21 protein-coding genes are annotated in these 24,191 nt (G+C 37.7%); 11 read left to right on the forward strand and 10 right to left on the reverse strand.

Translation table 11 applies throughout. From position 1 onward, the window contains the following. The first annotated feature begins 60 nt into the window (after positions 1 to 60). From ACIQ1H_RS14580 to ACIQ1H_RS14595, 4 genes are all read left to right on the forward strand, one after another. Positions 61 to 954, forward strand: a complete 894-nt coding sequence (locus ACIQ1H_RS14580; RefSeq protein WP_173478735.1) for a DMT family transporter — start codon at positions 61 to 63, stop codon at positions 952 to 954. 76 nt (positions 955 to 1,030) lie between these two features. Continuing rightward, positions 1,031 to 2,752 (forward strand): ABC transporter ATP-binding protein, encoded by a 1,722-nt coding sequence (locus ACIQ1H_RS14585; RefSeq protein WP_402889697.1) that lies wholly within the window; start codon positions 1,031 to 1,033, stop codon positions 2,750 to 2,752. After that, complete coding sequence (locus ACIQ1H_RS14590; protein WP_402889699.1) at positions 2,752 to 4,584, forward strand: ABC transporter ATP-binding protein; 1,833 nt, start codon at positions 2,752 to 2,754, stop codon at positions 4,582 to 4,584. Before ACIQ1H_RS14585 ends, ACIQ1H_RS14590 begins: the two co-directional genes overlap by 1 nt. Before the next feature lie 444 nt (positions 4,585 to 5,028). Beyond that, on the forward strand, positions 5,029 to 5,895 hold the full coding sequence (locus tag ACIQ1H_RS14595; protein ID WP_402889701.1) for a GNAT family N-acetyltransferase: 867 nt from the start codon (positions 5,029 to 5,031) through the stop codon (positions 5,893 to 5,895). Positions 5,896 to 6,266: 371 nt separating this feature from the next. On the opposite strand, the gene helD is transcribed toward ACIQ1H_RS14595, so the two are convergent. Beyond that, the gene (gene helD / locus ACIQ1H_RS14600) at positions 6,267 to 8,495 is read right to left on the reverse strand and encodes an RNA polymerase recycling motor HelD (protein ID WP_402889703.1); all 2,229 of its coding nucleotides are present in this window, start codon (positions 8,493 to 8,495) and stop codon (positions 6,267 to 6,269) included. A gap of 134 nt (positions 8,496 to 8,629) precedes the next feature. Between helD and ACIQ1H_RS14605 the strand changes: the two genes are divergently transcribed. Continuing rightward, positions 8,630 to 9,349 (forward strand): glycerophosphodiester phosphodiesterase, encoded by a 720-nt coding sequence (locus ACIQ1H_RS14605; protein WP_402889705.1) that lies wholly within the window; start codon positions 8,630 to 8,632, stop codon positions 9,347 to 9,349. Positions 9,350 to 9,435: 86 nt separating this feature from the next. On the opposite strand, the gene ACIQ1H_RS14610 is transcribed toward ACIQ1H_RS14605, so the two are convergent. Beyond that, entirely contained in the window at positions 9,436 to 10,458 is a 1,023-nt protein-coding gene (locus ACIQ1H_RS14610) for a DUF2804 domain-containing protein (protein ID WP_402889706.1), read from the reverse strand. 184 nt (positions 10,459 to 10,642) lie between these two features. On the opposite strand from ACIQ1H_RS14610, the gene ACIQ1H_RS14615 reads away from it, so the two are divergent. Together ACIQ1H_RS14615 and ACIQ1H_RS14620 are read left to right on the forward strand one after the other, a co-directional pair. Then, the gene (locus ACIQ1H_RS14615; protein WP_173478729.1) at positions 10,643 to 11,137 is read left to right on the forward strand and encodes an amidase domain-containing protein; all 495 of its coding nucleotides are present in this window, start codon (positions 10,643 to 10,645) and stop codon (positions 11,135 to 11,137) included. A gap of 99 nt (positions 11,138 to 11,236) precedes the next feature. Further along, entirely contained in the window at positions 11,237 to 11,809 is a 573-nt protein-coding gene (locus ACIQ1H_RS14620; protein ID WP_402889708.1) for a nitroreductase family protein, read from the forward strand. A 412-nt stretch (positions 11,810 to 12,221) separates the two neighbouring features. On the opposite strand, the gene ACIQ1H_RS14625 is transcribed toward ACIQ1H_RS14620, so the two are convergent. The 3 genes from ACIQ1H_RS14625 to ACIQ1H_RS14635 form a co-directional block, all read right to left on the reverse strand. Continuing rightward, complete coding sequence (locus ACIQ1H_RS14625; protein WP_402889710.1) at positions 12,222 to 13,604, reverse strand: dipeptidase; 1,383 nt, start codon at positions 13,602 to 13,604, stop codon at positions 12,222 to 12,224. 224 nt (positions 13,605 to 13,828) lie between these two features. After that, on the reverse strand, positions 13,829 to 14,572 hold the full coding sequence (locus ACIQ1H_RS14630; protein WP_402889711.1) for an SDR family NAD(P)-dependent oxidoreductase: 744 nt from the start codon (positions 14,570 to 14,572) through the stop codon (positions 13,829 to 13,831). 20 nt (positions 14,573 to 14,592) lie between these two features. Beyond that, on the reverse strand, positions 14,593 to 15,348 hold the full coding sequence (locus ACIQ1H_RS14635) for an SDR family NAD(P)-dependent oxidoreductase (protein ID WP_402889713.1): 756 nt from the start codon (positions 15,346 to 15,348) through the stop codon (positions 14,593 to 14,595). A gap of 191 nt (positions 15,349 to 15,539) precedes the next feature. Between ACIQ1H_RS14635 and ACIQ1H_RS14640 the strand changes: the two genes are divergently transcribed. After that, positions 15,540 to 16,670 (forward strand): LuxR C-terminal-related transcriptional regulator, encoded by a 1,131-nt coding sequence (locus ACIQ1H_RS14640; protein WP_402889714.1) that lies wholly within the window; start codon positions 15,540 to 15,542, stop codon positions 16,668 to 16,670. 301 nt (positions 16,671 to 16,971) lie between these two features. Beyond that, positions 16,972 to 17,520, forward strand: a complete 549-nt coding sequence (locus tag ACIQ1H_RS14645; protein WP_139859863.1) for an RNA polymerase sigma factor — start codon at positions 16,972 to 16,974, stop codon at positions 17,518 to 17,520. 127 nt (positions 17,521 to 17,647) lie between these two features. On the opposite strand, the gene ACIQ1H_RS14650 is transcribed toward ACIQ1H_RS14645, so the two are convergent. The 5 genes from ACIQ1H_RS14650 to ACIQ1H_RS14670 all read right to left on the reverse strand — a co-directional run bounded on the left by ACIQ1H_RS14650 (position 17,648) and on the right by ACIQ1H_RS14670 (position 22,377). Then, a complete protein-coding gene (locus ACIQ1H_RS14650; RefSeq protein ID WP_402889716.1) occupies positions 17,648 to 18,094 on the reverse strand; it encodes a MarR family winged helix-turn-helix transcriptional regulator in 447 nt (148 codons plus the stop codon). A gap of 23 nt (positions 18,095 to 18,117) precedes the next feature. Continuing rightward, positions 18,118 to 18,522: a transcriptional regulator Spx gene (gene spx / locus ACIQ1H_RS14655; RefSeq protein ID WP_402889718.1), complete on the reverse strand. Its 405-nt coding sequence runs from the start codon at positions 18,520 to 18,522 to the stop codon at positions 18,118 to 18,120. Between the two features lie 730 nt (positions 18,523 to 19,252). After that, a complete protein-coding gene (locus ACIQ1H_RS14660) occupies positions 19,253 to 20,818 on the reverse strand; it encodes an ABC-F family ATP-binding cassette domain-containing protein (protein WP_402889719.1) in 1,566 nt (521 codons plus the stop codon). A gap of 99 nt (positions 20,819 to 20,917) precedes the next feature. Beyond that, positions 20,918 to 21,103: an SE1832 family protein gene (locus tag ACIQ1H_RS14665; RefSeq protein WP_173478723.1), complete on the reverse strand. Its 186-nt coding sequence runs from the start codon at positions 21,101 to 21,103 to the stop codon at positions 20,918 to 20,920. 227 nt (positions 21,104 to 21,330) lie between these two features. Beyond that, on the reverse strand, positions 21,331 to 22,377 hold the full coding sequence (locus ACIQ1H_RS14670; protein WP_402889720.1) for a PseG/SpsG family protein: 1,047 nt from the start codon (positions 22,375 to 22,377) through the stop codon (positions 21,331 to 21,333). A 244-nt stretch (positions 22,378 to 22,621) separates the two neighbouring features. Here ACIQ1H_RS14670 and ACIQ1H_RS14675 point away from each other — a divergent pair, with 244 nt between their 5' ends. Together ACIQ1H_RS14675 and ACIQ1H_RS14680 are read left to right on the forward strand one after the other, a co-directional pair. Further along, the gene (locus tag ACIQ1H_RS14675) at positions 22,622 to 23,461 is read left to right on the forward strand and encodes an oxidoreductase (RefSeq protein ID WP_402890033.1); all 840 of its coding nucleotides are present in this window, start codon (positions 22,622 to 22,624) and stop codon (positions 23,459 to 23,461) included. 131 nt (positions 23,462 to 23,592) lie between these two features. Further along, on the forward strand, positions 23,593 to 24,147 hold the full coding sequence (locus ACIQ1H_RS14680) for an NADPH-dependent FMN reductase (protein ID WP_337982217.1): 555 nt from the start codon (positions 23,593 to 23,595) through the stop codon (positions 24,145 to 24,147). Positions 24,148 to 24,191 lie beyond the last annotated feature (44 nt).

Here is a 24,191-nt window from a genome sequence, read left to right on the forward strand (position 1 = left end):
AAAGAAAAGTTTTGAAGAAAAATAACAATTTTTAGTACGTATATAGGAAGCGGGAATTGGATGGAACGATTAAAAGGTATACTTTTTATTATCTCTGGAGCGATGCTATGGGGGGCAACTGGACCATTAATGGAATGGTTACTTAATCATACAGCATTGACAGTTTCTTTTATGCTGACAATTCGATTGTCTGTAGCAGGTATTTTCTTACTTACATATTTGTTGTTAACAGGTAAAGATATTTTTTGTATTTGGCAACAAAAGCTTTGGAGTAGGCAGCTCATCATCTTTGGTATCGTAGGGATGCTCGGAGTACAATATGCCTTTGTCGGAGCTATAAATGAAAGTAATGCTGTATTAGCTACGTTACTGCAATTTTTAGCCCCGATATTTGTTGTTGCTTATGTCTCTCTTAGTTTAAAGAAATGGCCCCCTAAATATCAAGTGTTAGGTATTATTGGCACATTAATAGGATTGTTCCTGCTACTAACGAATGCTTCATTTGATTCTTTATTAGTTAGTAATAAAGCCTTATTATGGGGAGTAGCGGTTGGATTAACATTTGCATTTTACACCCTATATCCAGCACGTCTTATGAAGGAATGGAATGTGTTACTTGTTGTAGGATGGGGAATGTTCATTGGTGGTATAACACTAGGTATAATAAGTCGTGTATGGCAATCCAATCAATGGATTGTCTTTACAGATTTAAAAATTACAGGACTAATGATGGCATTAATATTTACAGGTACTTTAGCATTTATTCTATTTTTAAGTAGCATGAAGTATATTACAGCTGTAGAGACGAGTATCTTATCAAGTATTGAACCGTTAACGGCGATGGTGATTTCAGTAATTGTGTTTGGCACATCGTTAGGGTTGTGGCAATTAGTGGGAGTTTTCGTTATGCTTGTATGTGTAACGTGGCTATCTATTGCTGGTGAAAAAGCATAAAATTATTATTTGTATAGGTTATTATAACTACATTAAATGTAAATGATAGTTCTTCTCAAATAAGGGGGGAGAGAATGTGAAAGTAATTTTTTCTTATGTAAAGCCCTATAAGTGGACTGCGATTTTTGCATTATGTTTGATGTTAATTGAATTATTTGTAGAGCTTGTTCAGCCACTTATTATGGCCAAAATTATTGATGATGGTGTTCGTGGTCAAAACAATGACATGATTATTCAATGGGGAGTCATATTACTAGTTTTATCTTTTATTGCCTTTATATCAGGCGTAGTCAATTCTTATTTTTCATCGCATACTGCGCAAAGCTTTGCCTTTGATTTGCGCAATGCTTTGTTTGACAAAATTCAATCCTTTACATTGGCTACATATCAAAAGTTTTCTACAGCTTCGCTTATTACCCGTCTAACAAATGATGTAACGCAAGTTCAAACAGTGCTGTTTATGAGCCTTCGAATTATGCTCCGCGCACCACTAGCTGTTATTGGGAGCATTATCATGGCTTTTGTTGTCAATGCAAAGCTAGCACTGTTTTTAGTGATTGGTGCACCAATCATTTTAGTATTCCTTATTTTTATGGTAGCAAAAGGTGTGGCATATTTTGGACGAGTCCAAAAGCGTGTAGACCGTTTAAATCGTGTACTTCAAGAAAATTTGCAAGCGATGCGTCTAGTGAAGGCCTATTTACGTGGGGCGTATGAGGCTTCGCGCTTTGAGCAGGTTGCTTCAAGATTAAAAATTGATACTGTCAAGGCTCTGCGTACGATGGAGTATATTATGCCTGTATTATTGTTTGTCATGAACATGAGTTTATTGGCAGTACTTTGGTTCGGCACAAAGCAAGTTGCTGCAGGTACGACACCTCTTGGCGATATTGTAGCTATCGTCAATTATGCAATGCGTATTACAGGTTCATTTTCAATGTTCGCTTTTATTATAATTTTTTATGCACGTGCAAAAGCATCAGCAGAACGTATGACAGAGGTGCTTGCTGTTGACAATGAAGTAGAAATTACTTCTTCCTCTAAAGAAGGTGCATCTAGCGCCCTGAAATTAGGCGAATTAGCATTTAAAAATGTTAGCTTCCACTACCCAGGTACAGAAACTGCTGTACTGTCCAATGTCACTTTTCAAGTGAAATCTGGTGAAAAATTAGCCATCATGGGAGCTACGGGGGCTGGTAAATCGACATTACTACAGCTTATTCCTCGCTTTTATGATGTGACGGAAGGACAGATCTTTGTCGAAGGAAAAGATGTGCAGCAATGGGACCTGCAAGAGCTACGTGACATTATAGGTTACGTTCCACAGCAGTCGTTATTATTTACAGGAAGCATTGCTGACAATGTTCGGTGGGGCGATACAGAGGCCGCAATGGACGAAGTGCTAAATGCAGCGATGCAGGCACAAATCCATGCATCTGTGGAAGATTTCCCAAGTGGTTATGATACCCGAGTAGGGCAAAAGGGTGTGAATTTATCAGGCGGTCAAAAACAACGATTATCCATCGCTAGAGCACTGTTAAGAAAAGGACATATATTGATGCTGGATGATAGTACTAGTGCACTTGATGTTAAAACAGAGCAGGCACTGTGGGATGCACTTAGTGAGGAAAGAGCTACAATGCTCGTTGTTACACAAAAAATTCGGACAGCTAAAGGTGCAGATCAGATTTTGTTAATTGATGCAGGTGAAGTGGTCGGTTATGGGTCACATGAAGAGCTTCTGCAAACTTCTGATCTGTATAAAAAAATCGCAATCTCCCAACAGGAGGTGGAATAATGGGGTTTTTCCAAAAACCTTTTGGCTATGAGCCGATTTTATCGAAGGATGATGTAAAGCAGGTCGTAAAGAAAAAGAAAGGACCACGTGCAGCAGATTGGAAAAGTACACTGTGGCGTTTATGGAAGATTGTTGATGAACAACGGATGCTTTTAATCGTTGTACTGTTACTCGTAATGGCCAGCTCAATTTTGGCACTTCTAGGACCATATTTAATAGGCAAAATCATTGATATATATGTTATGCATGGTGAGCTTAACGGGTTAGGCAGTAAAGTGCTGTTGCTTATTGGCGTTTATTTACTTTTAGCAGTCGCTTTATTTTTGCAAAACTTTTGGATGATTGGGATTGCCCAACAAACGATTTATCGACTGCGCACAAGTGTTTTTGCCCATTTTCAAAAGCTGCCGATCTCATATTTTGATAGACGGCAACATGGCGAATTAATGAGTCGGATGACAAATGATATTGAAGCAGTGAGCTCGACTTTGAATAGCTCTTTTATACAAGTATTTTCAAGTGTTTTAACACTTGGTGGCACGATTATCATTATGCTGAGCTTGAGTCCGTTGTTAACAATCTTAACGATGACAATTATTCCAATTATGTTTTGGGCAATGCGCTGGATTACCCGTCGAACGGCTCCGTTATTTAAGGAACAGCAAGCAGCTATTGGAGCGCTAAACGGCATGATTGAAGAAACAATATCAGGACAACGAATTGTAAAAGCTTTTTCACAGGAAGAACGAGTTAAAGCGGAATTTCGTGATAAAAGTTTACGTTTAAAAAATACAGGCTTTTGGGCACAAACTTACTCGGGGTATATACCAAAGGTCATGAACTTTTTAAATAATATGAGCTTTACAATTGTTGCGGGTATTGGTGGGGTACTGGCGCTATATGGTCATGTATCAATTGGGGTAATTGTTATTTTTACAGAATATGCTCGCCAATTTACACGACCATTAAATGATTTGGCAAATCAATTTAATACCGTATTATCAGCCGTAGCAGGGGCTGAACGCGTATTTGCTCTACTGGATGAAGAGCCTGAAAAGGAAATGCCTGCTGCGAAAAATCATACATTATTAGGGCAAGTAACATTTCAACATGTGTTTTTCAAGTATGATACTGCACAGGAGTCTTACACATTAAAGGATATTAATTTTACGATAGAGCCAGGGCAAACTGTTGCATTGGTAGGTGCAACTGGTGCTGGGAAAACAACTATTTTACAGCTAATTGCTAGGTTTTATGAGGTGACAAAGGGCAATGTGCTATTTGATGGTGTAAATGTACAGCAAATTGACCGCAAGGCACTTCGTTCACAAATGGCCTTTGTGTTACAGGATCCATTTTTGTTCGAAACAACAGTAATGGAGAACATCCGTTATGGACGTTTAGATGCTAGTGATGATGAAATAATTGAAGCAGCGCAGCTTGCCAATGCCCATGATTTTATTATGAAACTAAAGGATGGTTATAACACTGTTCTTACAGCAGATGGGGTTGAGATTTCCCAAGGACAAAAACAATTACTTTCAATTGCGCGTGCCCTCATTGCAAATCCGAAAATTTTATTGCTTGATGAAGCAACAAGCAGCATTGATACAGTAACAGAATTAGCAATCCAAGAGGCGCTCGATAGGCTAATGCAAGGACGAACAAGCTTTGTCATTGCACATCGATTGAACACTGTACACAATGCGGATGTTATTTTAGTAATGCAAAAGGGTGAGCTCGTTGAAGCTGGTTTACAGCATGAGTTAATTGAGTCTGGGGGCATTTATGCCCAAATGCTAAACTCTTCGACACATCATTTAGAAGACTAAGCTGTGGAATATAAAGGCATCAAGAAAGTTTATTCTTGATGCCTTTTATCCTTTTCAAGGAAAACACAGTTGAATTATAAGTACAATGTGGCAATTTGATGCGTTCTACTCATAATAGTAGAAAATGTATTGAAAAATCTTATGATTCAAATGTAATTGTTCCATCTTTTAAATAATGTAATTTATTAGAAATTATGGTATAATATTTATTGTAATTTACTTATTACTTGTTAAAATATAGACATGCCGTATAATGATTTCTAACTAATGGTCTCTAGTAAATTTCATTTACTTTTATCAACAATAGTAGTATAAATCTAACTATTTTTTCTGTATTGGAAGTAAAATTGCTGATTATTAGAAACGGATATTATAATTTGTTGCCAGTTTATTTTCTTTCTTGCTACAATAGGGCAATAGTCTGGTTTAAGAACGGAGTAAACAATGAACATTTCAGTAATTACAGTGTCATTCCCACTAGATAGGGAAACACTGAATGAATTAAAAATATTATGCGAAGAAGCAACCTTAAATGATTATCGTGTATATGAAACAATTATGAATATTCCATTAGCAGGCTCTTTCGACTCGAAAGGTTTTATGGTGCTTGCATATGAAGATGACAATGATGAATTAGTTGGCGCTGCAAGTGCAATTGATTTAATAGGGCTACATACTTATGAATGGTCTTTAGTCGTGACACCAGCTTATCGTCAAAAGGGAGTTGGGACAGCATTAGTGAATGTATTACAAGCTGGACTACAAGATCGAGGTGCAGAAGGTCAATTAGCAGTAGTTATTGATGGATCTCCTTTTGGACATAGATTTATCGAACAGTGTGGTTATTCATATAGTTTTTCAGAAGCGACGCTGGAAACGAAAGCGGAGTCAGTTGAACTACGAAATGATATTCATATTGCCCCATTTGCAGGGGAACAGACTGAATTGATTGCTATTTATAGTGAGGCGTTTGGTGATTTGCCATCAGAATCTGAGGAGCTAATTGCCTTTAATACGTCAACGAATGGTCGAAAATTATGGATAGCACATAAAGACGGGCAAGTTGTAGGTACGGTAGCTACAGTGAAGGAAAATGAAATTCAATGGGTGACAGCGCTTGCAGTTCATCCACAATATCAAAGACAAGGTATCGGTACAGCTCTATTGTCCTTTTCGAAAGACTATGCAAGTAAACAGAGCGCTAAATTTGTCATGCTTGATGTAGAAATTGAAAATAGAAAAGCTATTTCGATTTATGAGAAAGCAGGATTTATGAAAGCGCAGCAACTAGACTATTATGTAAAAAATTAAATTAATGGTGAGGAGTGAGCGACAAGCGTCACTACTCACTTTTTTATTTTTAAAAACTGTTAAAATCTTCTTTTTTATCATAAATGTGTACTATGTCCATATAGTATTAATAAGCCTGAAGAAAGGAGTCGTTCTTATGCGTATGCCAGCATTGCCGAAAAAAAAGTCTCCTACGAGGGAAGCACCTCGCTCATGGTGGAAAGTTGTTAAAGCTTACTTATCAAAAGGGAAGTTTTACAGACTACCACCGCGACATAAATAATTTTACATCTTTATTTATCTAAAATGATTGAGCAAGGCTATCCAATGTTAAAATAGCATGTTAGGGGATAAATCCTACTGTGCTATTTTTATTTTTATGATAGTGGTTGTCAATGTTCTAATAAAAAAGTCTTTTTGGAGGGACCGATTAAATAAAGCTCATGCATTGCACGAGTTAATGCAACATAAAGGAGCTTTCTATCAATTTTAGTATCAAAGAAAGGGGTATCAAAGGCAGCCACAATAACTGCATCAAATTCTAGTCCTTTTGCTAAATGGCTTGGAACTACAAGTAATACTTGCTGATTAATAGACTCATCCTCAGTGAGAAGTTGACAAGGAAATGTGTCAGCTGTTAAAGCCTGTTGCATTAATTGGGCTTCAGCTGTAGTTTTACATATTAAAGCAATCGATTGATGCCCGTTTGCTCTAATGCGATCAAAAACCTCTTTAATTTGCTCGGTATTAAAGGCAGCTGCCTGTATAAAAGTTGGCGCATCCCCGTGACGGACAACAGGTTCCACTAATGGTAACTGCTCATCCATTTGCATTAAAATTTGGTTAGCGACCTCCATAATTTCAATGGTTGTACGGTAGCTTTTTTGAAGTGTTCTGAAGCTGGCGCGTGGGAATAAATTTTGCACAGGTTCCCAAGCAGTTAGTGAGCGATAGCTGTGAATTCCTTGTGCTAAATCACCTACCATTGTAAACATATCCGTTTCTAGCCCAGCTTTTAGAGCGGCTAGCTGGAATAGACTGTAGTCCTGTACTTCATCAATAAAGACTACGCGCATTTTCCACTCATCTGCAATACCTTTTAGGCGGGCTTGTAAATAATAGAGAGCAGCTAAATCTTCGAGCATCCATTGCTCTTTAGCATGTGCTTGTAAAAACTGCTGTTGCTCTAAATAATGCCATTCTGGTGCGACTTCGGCTAATAGCTCGGCATTTGTTAAAAGCGTACGATAGAGCGTTTTTACATTATATTTTGCAAAGCGTCGCATATAAACAGAGACGGTCGATTTTGCTTCTTTTTCAATTGCAGGCATTCGTTCATCACGTTCATCTATAAATTTAGTAACAATGTGTTTACGCTTCTCTGCATCACGAATGCCATTAAGTGCCTTGCCGAGTGCTTCATCGTACTTAGCATGTAGCATATTTAAAACAGCTTGTTTCTTTTGCCGAACATGACTGGCTAGCACCTTTTTAATATGTGCAAGTCGTTTTTCAATTGGCATATAAGAAAATTCATATAAAAATAACTTTTTTAAATGAGCGGCGCGCATAATACGATATTTTTCAATAAATACATCTTCGAATTGTTCAGCAATTTGCAGTTCGATTTTTTGTAAATATCGTTCAATCATATCGCGATAATAGAGGGAACCTTTTACTTCAGAAATCCAAGCAGTAGGCTGATTAGCGCCACCTATTACGAGGGATTCTAGCTGTTCGTTCGGATTACGCAGCTTTAATTTTAGTTTAGTTGCTGCAAGTACATAATCTGAAAACGTTGTTTGGCATATTTTATCAACGCCAAGCTCTGGTAGGACATCTCCGATATAATCAATAAATAGCTTATTTGGTGCTAAAATCATCAGTTGTTCAGGATTAAAATGTTCGCCCATCGTGTATAAGAAGTACGAAATACGGTGTAAAGCAATAGTTGTTTTTCCACTACCAGCAGCACCTTGCACGATAATGGGCTGACGAAGATGCGCGCGAATAATATCATTTTGTTCTTTCTGAATAGTAGAGACTATTTCTGTTAAGCGTACATCTGCTTTACCTGCTAATGCCTCTTGGAGTAATTCATCATTTGTCGTTAAGTCAATATCTCGAATATCGAGTAATTGTCCATCTTCGATTTTGTATTGTCGCTTGGCAAACAAATGGCCTTTATGAATTTCTCCACGAACGTCATATTCCATATCACCAAGACGCCCATCATAGTAGACATTTGCTACAGGGGAACGCCAGTCTACAATAATCGGTTCATGTGTATCGCGGTGAAACAACGATGTTTTTCCGATATACAAAAATTCCTCTGGATCACCTGTCTTTTGAAAATGAATTCGAGCAAAATAAGGCTTTTTTTGAACGGCTTCTAAACCTTCCTTTTGATTTCGAGCCATTTCAAAGAAGCGAGCGTTGGTTAAAATATTCAAATAACTTAAACTGGAATCTAAATAATCAAGATCTGCCATAGACTTACGAATGTTTTCTTGCGCAGATTGAAGATCACGCTGCGATTCGTTTAAGATTTGTTGCATATAATTTTGAGTGTACGCTAACCTCTCTAGCTCAGCCTGAAAATCTGGGTGTTGTGTAGTCATTTTTAGCACCTCCTAAGTACTTACAAATTTAAGTAGATTCTCATACTACTATACAAAATTTTACCTATCAAGTTAAATGTCATCATTCATTTATTGTTATACTATTAAATAAAGATTAGAAGGAGGTTTTGCGTTTGGATCTATTTGCACATAGAGGTGTATCTGCACACTATCCTGAAAATACAAAAGCTGCTTTTTATGCGGCCTCCAAGCTACCGATTGCGGGCATTGAGTTGGACGTTCATGTAACTGCTGATGGGGAGGTAGTAGTCATCCATGATGAAACGATTGATCGTACATCAAACGGTTCAGGCTATGTGAAGGACCTGACGCTCCAACAGCTTCGTTCATATGATTATGGCTCGTGGTTTGCAGACGAATATACGGGTGAAAGTATTCCAACATTAGATGAAGTGTTAGAGATTTTCGTAGCTACCCATCACCGTATTAATATTGAGCTAAAAACCGATATCTTTCCTTATGAGGGAATTGAGGCACTTGTATTAAAAGAAATAGCGAAGCACCAAATAACGGAGCGAGTAATAATTTCTTCTTTTAATCATGAATCATTGCAAACTGTATCTCAAATGGCACCCTACATCGAAACAGCTGCTTTATTTGCTGAAGTTTTAGTTGATTTTACAACATATACGGCAAGTATCCCTGCCGATGCTATCCATGTTAGTTTACCAACCGCATTCAGGAAATCGATAGGTGTAGCACTTGAACAACAGGCGATGATACGAGTTTACACAGTTAATGATCCCGAGTATGCAAAGCAACTAAAGCAGCTTGGCATACAAGCTGTTTTTACGGATGACCCTGAAGCAATACTAGCCGAATTAACAAAGTAAGAGGCTAATAAGCAAAAAAATTCGCAATACGTATGAGAGCGAATTTTTTTGCAATACATATGAAGTTAATAAGTGCATTTAGCCATTTACCATTTTGCTTGATGTTCCTCGATACAACCAAGCATTTGTTTAATAACGAGTGTCTCACCATTGTCTAGTAGAACAGTGCCATCATAATAGCCAAACATCTGGTGAACTTCTGATTTGACAAGTTTTGCATTTGTTGCCGCAACTCGTTCAAAAAATGGGGAGAACGTTAGAGAGACTTGATTTGTAAATTTCGTTTTCACTTTCCAGCGTTGCATATAATCTTCACGATCATAATCGAACAGTAAGTCCTCGTGTATTTTTGTCATTTTCCCATCAACAAAAACCGCATTTTCAGTCATTCCAGTACCATCCGTCCATTTACCACCTAAGTTGAGTCCAATACGTCTGCCACGAACTCGTTGAGACGCCATTCCCCAATTCCAAGTGGCTTCTCGAGGCCAAACACCTCGCCCGTAATCAAGTACAGCAAAACTTTCCTCGGGAGTAAATGTAAAGTGACGATTACCGATCGTCACTTCTCCTGACGTAGGGAGTATATGATGCTTTCCTGTAAATTGGAATGTTCTACGGTTCCATGGAATGACTACATTCAACGATTCATCTGCAGGTGGATGTTGAATGATTAAATTCGCACGTAAGGCATCGCCATCAAATGTAGGGATTGAAACGGATAAATGCGTTTCGTTTTGAATATAGGTCATATCAATCGACATTTCACTATTACTGAAAGATACGGATTCAAGTACGTGTGTCGGCATTTTAAGCTTGCCACCAAGCGGAACTGTTATTGTTTTTTCAAAATAGCGCTGTGTTTCATATTCAAGGAAATACACGAAGCAGACCGCTGCGTAATCGAGATGACTAATCGTTGCGGAGAATAAAATCTCATCGCCATAGACACACCAATAATTCCATTTCTTTTTACGCATGATATGACCACTTAAATTGCTATTTATGAGAGGTTTTCGTGCAAATCCAATAGCAGCTGGATTTAAATTCCCTTTTTTATCGCATAAAAGAGTAGGCTGTAAGATTTCTTTCTCAGCATGCTGCTTCACATTCAACATCCCTTCTGTTCGTAAAATAAAAAAATGCCCATTTGTTTAATCTTATTGTAGCAAAAACTATCTTGAAATTGGAAAAGATAGCGCCTGATATGACTGTTTTCATTAAGAATACGAGGAAGGACCTAATTAATAGAACGAACGATGTAGTCATATGATGGACATAAGGAGGGGAAACGTGGCTAAAATGTATAACAGACAGGCAGCTGTTCAATATGCAAATTTGTGGTGGAACAGACGCAATCCAGCATTTCCGAACTTTGATGTTGATTGTACGAATTATATTTCACAATGCTTACTTGCTGGAGGGGCTCCGATGCGAGGAGCGCCAAATAGAGAAAAGGGTTGGTGGATTCAGCAAGGAAACTGGAGCTTTAGCTGGTCTGTCTCACATTCTCTAAGATGGTATTTAGAGGGCTCTACAACTGGCTTGAAGGCTACACGTGTACAATCAGCAGAGGAATTAGAACTGGGGGACATTATCTTTTACGATTTTCAAGGAGATGGAAGAATCGATCATTCTGTTATTGTCACGAGTATACAAAATGGAATTCCATATGTGAATGCACATACTTCCGATAGTATTAACAGACCTTATTTTTATCAGGATTCTACGGCGTATACCCCAAATATGACCTATTACTTTTACCATATAGATGATAGTTTTGCTTAGAGAGTTGGCGGTTTTAAAGCTTATCATTTTATGATAATGTTGGAGATAGTACTGACGAAGAATCTATATTCTAATTTTAATTGAAGGAGATAATAGAAAATGAGCGAACAAATTTTATCAGTAAGAGAAGCAATTATAAATCGCCGTTCTATAAAGAAATTTAATGGGAAGCCGGTAAATCGTGAGGAGTTAATGAGCATTATCGATGATGCTATATGGGCACCGAACCACGGGAATCGTGAGCCTTGGCGTTTAGTTATAGCTTGCGATGAAGATTTAGTTGCAGTGCAACATTTATTACGTGATTTAGCTATTCCAAAATGGCAGGATCTTTCGAGTGAAGATTTAGTCAAGCAAATGACGAAATTTACACTACCAGGTGGATTTGCCTTTGTTATTGTGCCAGAGGATGCCCGCCAAAAAGAGCGTTTAGAAGATTATGCAGCAGCGAGTATTTTCATTCAAAATATCCAGTTGTTAGCTTGGGAGAAAGGTATTGGCTCTTGCTGGAAAACACCAGGCTTCTTAGACAATCCGAAGTTCCGCGAGGCATTGAAAGTACAGCCAGGGGAACGTGTCATTGCAATGCTGCAAGTCGGATATTTTGATGAAGTGCCAAAAGGGAAAGAACGTAAAAAATCAGCACAATTTGTAACGAATTTCGGTGAATAGATGATTGAAAAAACCCCCTGCTATGAACTGCACTCCAATTGTTAGATGTGTCTAACAATAGGGATGCAGTTCACCAACTGGTGAGGGGGTTTTATTGAATCATAATGCATTGTGAGTAATTATAAGAAAAACCGTCGTGCTTCGTGGAAAAACGAAAGTGGTTGGTGCATAATTGCATAATCTTACAGGAATTTAGAGGAGGGCACTAGTTGTTGGTAGCGTAGGCGGCGACTCCTGCGGGAACGCACGCAGCGTAAGACACAACAAGCCGCGCGTTAGCGAGGGTTGTGGCTTACGGTGTGCCCACGGAAAGCAACCGCCGTAGCGAACAACAACGGTCGCAGTAAAAAAGTGTTAGATTGATTGCATTCAATCTAACACTTTTTCTCTTTTGTAATAGCTATAGCCTTGTTTATTTTTGTAACGCAGCAACCTCATATAAGTAGTCGCCTAAAACGCGTAGGCCTTTATCGAAGTTCTCTAAATGGAAGTGTTCGTTTGGTGCATGGAAGTTTTCACTCGATAAACCGAAGCCCATTAAAACAACAGGTAAATCTAAAATTTCATCAAATGCAGCAACGATAGGAATTGAACCACCGCCACGTGTGTAAGCTGTTGGGACATTATAAACTTTTTCATATGAACGTCCAGCTGCTTGAATAAATGGGTGATCAAACGGTGTTAAGAATGGACGTCCTTTATCGAATTCTGAAATCGTTACGTCTACACCAGTAGGCTTATGTTTTTCGATATGTGCCTTTAATAAAGCAACAATTTCTTCTGGATCTTGATTTGGTACTAGTCGGCATGTGATTTTTGCACCAGCTTCAGCGGGAAGTACAGTTTTAATGCCTTCACCTGAGAATCCACCGAACACACCGTTTACTTCTAGTGTTGGACGAGCCCAAGTTTGTTCTAAATAAGAATAGCCAGCTTCACCGAATAATTCTGATACGCCAACTTCTTCTTTTACAGAATCTTCGTCAAAACCTAGCGCACGGTAAGCTTCACGTTCTTCTTCTGTTAATGGTAATACGTTGTCATAGAAACCTTCTACTTGAATTGTGCCATGTTCGTCGCGGAAAGATGCTAAAATTTCTGCTAAAGCATGGATGGCATTTTGCACGCCACCACCGTATAAGCCTGAATGTAAATCGCCTTTTGCACCGCGGACATCAATTTGTACACCTGTAAGACCGCGTAAGCCATAGCATACTGCAGGTTTACCAGGTCCATAAAGGCCTGTATCTGAAATCAAAATTAAATCTGCAGCTAATTTTTCTTTATGCTCCTCAACAAAGGCTGGAAGGTGGGGACTTCCGATTTCTTCTTCACCTTCATAGATGAATTTGACGTTCACTGGCAAAGTACCTGTTGTCGCAAATAGCGCTTCAATCATTTTTAAGTGCATAAACACTTGGCCTTTATCATCACTTGCGCCACGTGCAAATAACTTGTTATCACGAATTGTAGGATTGAACGGTTCTGTTTCCCATAAATGCAATGGATCTACAGGTTGTACATCGTAGTGTCCGTAAAACAGAATCGTTGGTTTACCTTCTGCATGTAACCAATCAGCATAAACAACAGGGTGTCCAGCAGTTTGCGTAATAGAGATGTTTTCTAGATTTAGTTTCTTGAAAGCATCAGCTAGCCATTCAGCAGCTTGCTGAATATCTCCCTTGTGTTCTGATAACGAACTAATACTTGGAATACGTAAAAATTCATTTAGCTCATTTAAGTGTGCCTCGCGATGTTCTGTAAAGTAAGCATCTAACGTCTGTAATTGCGTCATATTAGCATCCCTCTTTCAATATTTCGATAATAGAAATAGTATAGCATAATGTGGTTGGGGAATCTTGCTATAGCAATGGGTTCTTCTGTTTTAATAAATGCTTATGCTCACTAGGTTGTAATGTTTCGTATAAGAGGATAGCTCGATAACACAGTTAATTTAAGTCTGTGATTCAAAAAAAATCTGAAATCGATGTTTTATCGAAATCAGATTTTTTATCATATTTAGTGGGCTGTATAGCCGCCATCGACAAGAAGGGTAGTACCGTTGACAAAGCTTGCGTCATCACTTGCTAAAAATAGAACGGCTTTAGCAATTTCTTCTGGTTTACCAAGACGACCTTGTGGATGAAGGGATGCTAAGTATTCTTTCGTTTGAGCATCTACTTCTGACAATAGAGGTGTGTCGATGTAGCCAGGACATACCGCATTTACACGAATACCTTGTTTAGCATAAGCAGTACATAGGTTTTGCGTTAATAATTTTACGCCACCTTTTGCAGATGAGTAGGCTGTTGGATTTGGTAAGGCAACAAAACTATGAATGGAACCAGCGTTAACGATAACGCCACCTGTACGTTGAGCAAGGAACTGCTCAATCGCATATTTATCTGAAAGGAATACACCAGATAAATTGATATCAATTGTTCTTTTCCATTTTTCGTAAGATAACTCATGTGCTGGCGCATCGTCAGCTACACCCGCATTAGCATACAGAACATCAAGTTTTCCGTATTTTTTCACTGTTTCATGTATCATGTTTTTAATATCTTCTTCGATAGTTACATCTGTTTTCACGAAGAGTGTATCAAAACCACTATTATTTAATTCATCTGAAATGCTTTGTCCACGCTCAGAGAAGTCAGCAATGACTACTTTTGCTCCTTCTTGTGCAAAAAGACGAACGCTTGCTTCACCAATACCGCTAGCACCACCTGTTACGATTGCTACTTTATCTTGTAGTTTCATGTAAATGACCACCTTTATTTTTATTTTGCTGTTGCTCCGCCATCAATGACAAATTCTGCACCTGTTGAGAAGGAAGACTCTTCAGACGCTAAAAATAATACTGTTTGTGCTACTTCTTTAACAGAGCCTAAACGTCCTAATGGGAAAAGGCTTTTTCCCAATTCATCTTTAGAGCTTCCAGTTGTTGCTGACGCATAGTCTGCCATTCCTGTATCAATATAGCCTGGATGGATAGAGTTTACACGTACGCCATATGGAGCATACTCCATTGCCGCATCTTTTGTCATAATGCGAACGGCTCCTTTACTAGCGCCGTATAATACATGTCCAGCAGCGCCTGTTAAGCCAGCAATAGAAGAAGCATTAATAACAGAGCCTTTATTTTGTTTAGCCATAAGTGGCATAATATGTTTCATGCCTAGGAAGACACCTGTCACATTGATGGACATTAAGCGATTCCAATCGGATAGTTCGATTTCTGCTAGTGGTTTAATGATATAGATACCTGCATTATTGAAAAGAATATCCACTTTGTTAAATGTTTTGATTGTTTCATCTGCAACCTTTTTCCAGTCTTCTTCATTGCTAACATCGTGGCGTACAAATAATGCTTCACCGCCAATCGCTTGAATATCACGTACTGTGTCGTTACCAGATTGTTCGTTTATATCAGTAATGACTATTTTGGCGCCTTCTTTGGCAAATAATAGTGCAGTTTCTTTCCCGATTCCTGTACCTCCACCTGTAATAATGGCTACTGCATTTCTAAGTCTCATTTCATCCATGCCCCTTTCATTATTTCTATTTATATAATTACTTTAGGATCCAAAAGTATTCGCATTGTTTAGCGATACCTTTATTTTACTATTGTCAATTTGAAATACTATCCTATAAGATGCTGTATAATATAGTGAGTGAATATCCTCCATTTATAGGGGTATTTTAGTGTGAAGGAGAAGAATTTCCTATGACGCATCCATTTCAGCCAATTGAAGAAGTAACGCTTCAAGAGTTTGTGTTATTTATAAAAGTTCATCATAAACAAATTAAAGAGAATATGAATATTTATCTCAATCTAGAACCTGCTATAGGCGAAACAGAACGAAATAGAGTAGCTTTGCTATTAGATTCATTTTTACGCTTACTAACACATACAAACATTGATGAATTAAATGGAGATGATAAGTATTTTTTAAATACATGGCTACAATCACAATTATCCATTATTGATAGGAAGAGCTTTAATTTATTCCAATTAATATTTGAAAAATCATTGATTACGTTTATGATTCAACAAAAGAGTAGTCGAACGAATGCCGTCTTAATGTATGTATTATCATTATTTATGTCTCTAGTACAACTTTACAATGACTGTGAGGGAGAAAGCGAAAGTAGTAAGATGCCTATTGAAAATGAGGGATTAAGACATTTACAGTTATTAGATAAGCTCGATCAATTGCTTATTAGTTCCTCAGGCTATCAGGATTTAGCCTATATTTTAAAAAAATGTGAAGAATATTTTAGCTACAAGAGATGTGTATTTTACGCATATGTCCCATGGTCCAATCAATTTTATGGTGTTATTGGTGCAGAGCTTTCTAAAGTGCAAAGCATGAAAGGGGAGCTAACGGGAGAAAATACTATACTTAGTTCAAGAAAACCAATTTATTTAAAAAGCCCAAAAAATTACGTCAAGGAAGAGCATATCCAATTATTTGGTTTATCCTCAATTATTTTTATTCCGATTGTTGGAGGGGATCAGTTATTCGGCTGGCTAACATTTGATCAGCTAGGCGAGGAATTCGATTGTACAAAGGAAGAATTAACGCTCCTTGAGGAAGTAGGAAAGCGTTTAGGCTTATTTTTATCACGTAAGAGTGAGAAGGTAGAGAAAAACACAGAACTTCATTTAACGGAAAGGGAGTCGATGATACTCGGCTTGCTTGCTGAAGGGTATGATAATAAAAAAATAGCCAGTTTATTATTTTTAAGTGAACATACGGTCAGGGATTATGTAAGTAGTCTCATGACAAAGCTCAAAGCAAAGAATCGAACACAGGTCGTTGCTTCATCTTTTCGTTTAGGGCTGTTAAGTTAAAAAAATGCGCTTCTACGATAGGAGTGCATTTTTTGTTATTTGCATACCTATTAATGCTCGATCAATTTTCTGATAATAATTATTATTGAAAATATAGTGATGAGAATAGGGGAGTATTGTCTAGAAGTGGTGTTTTAACGAAAAAGAAATATAGTAGTAAAACATTTTTTACGAATATTACAAGTGAAAGCATTTAAGCTTACACGATTGTAATGAAATTGAAAGCCAATACGATAGAGTGTAATACATTATTTTGCGAGAATGTGTATAGAAGCAAGAACAAGAAGCGGAGGAATACACAATGAATGAAAAATTAGAAGGCGTATATGAGGAATTTAACCGTTATATATACCATTTATGTTTGAAACTTACTCGCAACAATGTAGAAGCAGAGGATCTAATGCAAGAAGTTTGGGTAAAGGTTGTTCGCTATGAAGATAGCGTTGCCGAAGTTGAACATATTAAAGCTTGGCTAACAACAATTACAATGAATACATTTAGAGATCGCTATCGAAAAAAAGTACGACGCAGTAAGTATATGATGAACCAACCTGAAACATTAGACGTACCGATTTTAGATTTGGTTCCCAATAATGATATTTCTACAGAAGAAAAAATTGAAAAAGAGATTGTGACGAAGCTAGTACAGGACAAAATGGGTCAATTAGATACAATTTATCGTAAAACATTATGGTATTTCTACATAGACCAATATTCACTTGCTGAAATTTCTACTATTATGAAAGTATCTATCGGTACAGTGAAATCTCGTTTATTCCGTGCGAAAGCGCGTTTAAAAGAAATGCTAATGGCTGATGTGTCAATCGTCGAGGCTGTGCTGCCAGCGTAATCAAAATATTGGTCGCACAACTATAACTACTTAGACGGAAGTATTCGTTCGGCCAATCCAAAAAAGGATGCACTGCAAAGAAAATTTGCGATGCGTCCTTTTTCGTGTTTCTACACAAAGATGAAATTTAATCTTGCCGATGTGTATCAACAGATAGTAAGCATTTAGCGAAAATATCACGCAACGTTTGCACCTCTTCTGCTGAGAGCATACCAAACATATTGTTAATAATTTCGCTAACCTGTTGACGGGATTCTTCAAGTATTTCTTCACCCTCAGTAGTAATAACTAATTGTGAGGCTCTACGATCAGTAGCATGCTGCGTTTTTTCAATAAAACCAGCATTAATTAGCTTGGTCGTTAATACCGTGACGCCACCAGTTGTTACCTTTAAGCGCTCTGCTATTGCAGAAGGGCGCTTTGGTCCCTCCTGCGATAAGTAGTCTAAAATTAAAATATGGGATTTTGAAAAGCCGAGTGCATTATGATTGTTCCACTCGTTTGCCCATTTACGCTCGATAGAAAAGACAACTTCAAACAATGAGGTAATGGCTTTTTGTTTTTCTTGATCCATATAAGGTCATCTCCAAAACTGTTTTAACTTTCTTGTGCCAATCTAGTCATCGCATTTAATTCGTAAGCACGTACTTTACGTGGAATAAAACGACGGATGTCCATCTCATTGTACCCAACTTGAATACGTTTTTCATCTATAAGGATAGGACTACGCAACATTCTAGGATGTGCTTGAATAATTGCGTACAGCTCTTGAATAGAAAGCTGATCAATATCAATATTTAAATTTTTAAAGTCATTTGAGTTTGTTGCAATAATTTCATCTGTACCATCTTCAGTCATGCTTAAAATTTCTTTAAATTCTGCAAGTGTAAGAGGATGTGATGTGATACGTTTTTCTTTATATTCGATGCTGTGATCTTTTAACCATTTTAGTGCTTTTCTGGATGAAGAACAGCTCGCTTGTGAGTAGATAGTAACTGTCATTCTTCATTCCCCGCTTTCTTTGTTGGATTATATTATATGAATAGCTTATTAGTAAGTTAAATAGGTTATACATATATCTTACTAGTAAGCTATATATAAATCAATAGTTTATTTAAAAACTTTTTAGAGAACATAATATTTTTAATCTATACTAAATATACGCTGGGAAGAGCGAAAAGTTTCATTAAATAAGCTTACAATGATGTAAGTTTGGGAGATTTTAAAAATAGGGCGTGCCAGTCACTCAAACAATTCTGAATTTGGGCAGTAAGATATTTTTACGTTTTAAAATGTGCAATACAGATGCAAAAGAGAGACATATGAGTAAACTCTAAATTGCCCCATATAGCCAAGCCAGAAGGTTATATTAGACATCCTAAGTAAAAATCCACGCAGCCTCCTGCGGGAACAACACAAAATGTAAGCCGCAACAGACGGCGCGATAGCGACGGTTGCGGCTTACGGTGTGCTCGCGGAAAGCGAAGTAGATTTTTACGTTTTAAAATGTGCAATACAGATGCAAAAGATAGACTTATGAGTAAACTCTAAATTGCCCCATATAGCCAAGCCAGAAGGTTATATTAGACATCCTAAGTAAAAATCCACGAAGCCTCCTGCGGGAACAGCACAAAATGTAAGACGCAACAGACGGCGCGATAGCGACGGTTGCGGCTTACGGTGTGCCCGCGGAAAGCGAAGTGGATTTTTACGTTTTAGAAGGAAACATTCTTTAGCTTTGTTGCCCAGTTGTGAACCAGTCTTGTACATCCCATACTTTTGTTACTAAGCCTTCATAGAATTCAGGTTCATGGCTAACGAGTACAATTGTGCCTTTAAATTCTTTCATAGCACGCTTTAACTCTTCTTTTGCATCAACATCTAAGTGGTTTGTCGGTTCGTCAAATAGTAACCAGTTTGCTTCTTCCATCATTAGCTTACATAAACGAACTTTCGCCTGCTCACCACCAGATAAAGAATTAAGTGGGCGCGTAATATGATCTGTTTTTAAACCTGCACGTGCCAATGCTGCGCGAACTTGTGCTTGCTCCATAGAAGGGAAGGCGTTCCATACATCATCGATAGGAGTGATTTTATCTGCCTTTACTTCTTGTTCGAAATAAGAAGGAGCTAAATAATCACCACGAATTACCGTACCACCTAGCGGATTAATTTTTCCAAGCATCGTTTTAAGTAATGTCGATTTACCAACACCATTCATGCCGACTAAGGCAATCTTTTCACCGCGTTCAATCATAAATGATAGAGGTGGTAGTAGTGGTTTATCTTTATCGTAGCCGATGACTAAATTCTCTGCTTCCACGACGTAACGACTTGGTGTACGTGCTTCTTTAAACCCAAATTCAGGTTTCACTGCTGTTTCAGGACGGTCAATACGTTCTAATCGATCAAGCTGTTTCGCACGAGATTTTGCACGACCAGTTGTAGAGTAGCGTGCTTTATTTTTCGCTATGAAGTCTTCTTGTTTTTTTATAAATTCTTGTTGCTTTTCATATGCATCAATATGCTGACGTTTATTGATTTCAGCAAGCTCTAAAAACTTTTCGTACGTAGCTGTATAGCGAGTTAGCTTTGAAAACTCTAATTGGAAAATAACATCAACAGTCTCATTCATAAATTCCGTATCGTGGGAAATTAATAAGAATGCATGTGGATAATTTTTTAAATAGTTTTTCAACCATGTAATATGCTCTTCATCGAGATAGTTCGTTGGCTCATCAAGTAATAATACTTTTGGCTTCTCTAGTAATAGCTTTGCCAGTAAAACTTTCGTACGTTGACCACCTGAAAGGGCAGCAACATCACGCTCAAGTCCAATTGCATCAAGACCTAGACCACGTGCAACCTCTTCAATTTTCATATCAAGTGAGTAGAAATCGCCAGCATCAAGAGCATCCTGAACTTCAGCCATTTGTTCTAGTAAAACTTCTAATTCTTCAGGTGTAGCCTCAGCCATTTTTCCTGTAATTTCATTTAGCTCTTCTTCTTTTTTATATAGTGGGAGGAAGGCATCGCGTAATGCATCACGCATAGTGCGTCCAGCTGTAAGCGCAGTATGCTGGTCTAAATAGCCATAATGAGTTCCAGGTAGCCATTCAACTTTCCCCTCATCGTGAATTGTTTGTCCTGTAATGATTCCCATAAGAGTAGATTTACCAACGCCGTTTGCGCCGACAAGGCCGATATGATCGCCCTCTACTAAACGGAAAGAAACATCTTTAAAAAGAGTACGGTCACCGAATGAATGACCTAATTTTTCAACTGTTAATATTGCCATATATGTTGTTCCTCCAAAATAATTCGATTAGGTCTTGTTTAAATAGATGAATCGCAGTGCGCCTGTTATAACCTAAACAGTTGGCACGATACGACATTATTATAGCTCTGCTAGTTGTTTATTTAATTCTGCTAGCTGTGCTTCCATGTTAGCAAGGCGTTGCTCAGCCTTTGCAACTTGGTCGTTATGGCCAGTAGATTCAAGTTTTTCGATATCACCTTGTAAATTCATATAATCCATTTTTAATTCTTTAATTTGATATTCAATATCGCTTTTTGATGGCATGATCGTTGGCTCCTTTATTAGTTTATTTTTATTAAGAAAGCGTGTAAAAGCGATGAGGGTTTGTCATCCCCCACCGCTCAATTGTTAAAATTAATCGGGTACTGATGCGTTGAGATTCCTCAAAAAATTCTAGCCTACTTTGTAATGAATACATTCAGCAAGATGCAGGGGAATAGTGAAAGTGAAAAATTCTAATATATTGTATCATATCCACCTTAAAAGAATCACTAAGTTGAAGCGATATTATGTCGATCATAAGCAAAATCAAGTAATAAAGATTCCAGCGTATTGTTATTGCTGGCAAGATTAAGCTGGCGCTGTTTTTTTACAGCACGTTCACTGCGCGCCTCATGTAATAAAAACTCCATTACAGCATTTTGTATTTGTGATTGTTTCATCTTCCGCCCTAGGCCGAGATGTATAAAGCCATTATGCTCGCGAGGGAATGCATGTAAAAGCTCGTTTTCTGTTTGTGCGAGCGTAATACATGGCACGCCATAGGAAGCAATCTTATATGGTGTGTAGTTAGCATTGCAAATAATGACATCCGCTTTGGGTAATAATTTTAGGAGTGCGTCTTTATCACGCAAAATGGCAGTATTACGACGACTTAATACCATCATTTGTAAGTCGTCAGTCGCATGTCGATAGCTTTCATCAATCATTACTGTAATTTGTAGTGGAATTTGTAGCTGAGTTAAGTGTCGAAGAGTACGATATGTTAAGTTATGCTCGTCCCCATCCTCGAAAGCAACAACAATATGGGGCGGGTTCTCTGGTGTTTTAAGATCAGGTAATTGTTCGGAATGCTGATAAGCTTCTGGTAATGCAAAGACGAAACTGCCACCGATATAATGGGATGGCATATAATCTTTAACTTCCTGATAGAGTGCTAGTAATACACAGTCACAGGCTTGGCCACCTTCACCAAAATCATCAAAATGAATAATCGTTTTACAAAATGGTCGTAAATTTTCCACTTGCCAGCTTTCAGAGTTCCGACCGTCCCTAACAATTAAATCAGGTTGTATCGCTTTTATTTGCTTAGGTAATTCATCGAAATGCTCGAATAGTATTGGTGAAAGACTGTGATTCATTAAAATTTGAATCCCATCATTGGAAGGGGTCTTTACGAATATAAAAACTTCCTCTTGTCCAAGCAACTTAGCTAATGTTGTAACCCGTTCAAAAGGATACAGCCCTTTATCAATACAGCTTTCAATTATGAAAACAATCGATTTTTTCGGTTTAATTGTTTGTGTTTCGTTTTGCAAATGTATCCCATCCTTTCATCTGTCTATTTAAATTATGGTGAAAATTGGGCAAGTATGTGTAAAAATTAACATTAGATAAATAATGTATGAGATGAAACTTTAAAAATTAAGTTTGCTATACCGATGAATAGTAGAGAGGACATGCAAAAAAGATGTTAGTACGCATATTGAAAATACATACAAAGAGCTCATCCATTTAGAGCGAATATAAAATTTTCTCGAAGGGGGAGAATGAAAATTGGGCATGCGTTCGGCAATTGTTGTAGGGGCTACTGGATTAACAGGTAGTTCACTAATAGAACAGTTATGTGAAAACGATGAATATGTTTCAGTAATCGTGATAGCACGACGAGAGCTACAATATAAGCACCCGAAGTTAGAGGTGAAAATTCGAAACTTCGATACATTAGAAGAAAAGGATATTGAGTTTGCGCATGAGCTATATTGCTGTTTAGGCACTACGATAAAAAAGGCAGGCGCACGTGAGGCGTTTGAAAAAGTCGATTTTGAATATCCACTAGCCATTGCCTCTTTGGCTAAAAAGCAAGGGATTCCGCATATGCTTGTCATCACTGCTATGGGTGCTAATGAGCAATCGCGTTTTTACTATAATCGTGTGAAGGGAAAGCTGGAGAATGCTTTAATAGAACTTGGTTTACAGCGTCTATCCATTATTCGTCCCTCTCTTTTGGTAGGACAGCGCGAGGAATTTCGGTTAGGTGAAAAGGTAGGAGAAAAGCTATTAAAGCTTGCTAACCCATTGTTAATAGGGCCGTTAAAGCGTTCACGTGCTATTGAAGCCTCACAAGTTGCAAAAGCAATGATTGTAATTGCGTTACATGGAAAGAAACAATCGGTGACAATATATCCATCACAGGACTTAGCGAAAATGGAATTTCCGAATGTGACACAAGAAGACTTTACACGTGACGAGTTATTTAATTGGGGAAAACTTCAAAACACCACCCTATCTAATGAAGAGCACAAGGTCAATCGTGAGGTCATTATTAACCGAGATAAATTTAAAGTGGAAGAAACGGTAGTAGATGAAGATGTGACATTTAATAGGCATAATGAAAAATAGTTGTCTTTCCATTAACTATAGCATTCCGTCTAAAGACTGAATTTGTTGTTTTGACTACTACAAATCTTCCCGAGCCACTATTCATTTGTTACAATATTATTGTAGAAGATGAATGTGGAGGCAAAATGAATATGAAAATTTTACTCGTTGATGGCACAATGTTTGGGCGTAAAACTGGTGCTATTTTAGAGCAAGTAGAGCGTTATATTAAAGATTTCGATGCTAGTTTCGACTTAGAAATTATGCATTTTAGTGAATATAAGCATCAAATTGTCGATGGCTCACCATTGAATGACGATATGAAAAAAATGATCCAGAAATTTGAAGAAGCGGATGCGTATATTATTGCAACGCCGATTTTCCAAGCTTCCATTCCAGGCGTATTGAAAAATGCTTTCGATTTCTTACATCCGAAAACAATGCGCTATAAGCCAGTTTCTATCGTAGCGAATGGTGGCACATATCAGCACCATTTAGTAGTTGAAAATCAATTAAAGCCTATTTTAGACTACTTCCGTGCACTTGTAACACCAAACTATGTATATACACATACATCACATTTTGATGCAAATAATGTAATTGTAGACGAGGATGTTCATAATCGTTTACGTGAAATGGCACGTGTTTTCGTTCAGTACTGTGAAATGAGCAAAACATTACCGAAAGAAACAATCGACCAACATTAAAGAGATGTCTTAATGTCGGTAACAATAAATATTGATCCCTTGTA

The sequence above is a fragment of the Lysinibacillus sp. NPDC097279 genome (genome assembly GCF_044761745.1).
GTDB lineage: Bacteria > Bacillota > Bacilli > Bacillales_A > Planococcaceae > Lysinibacillus.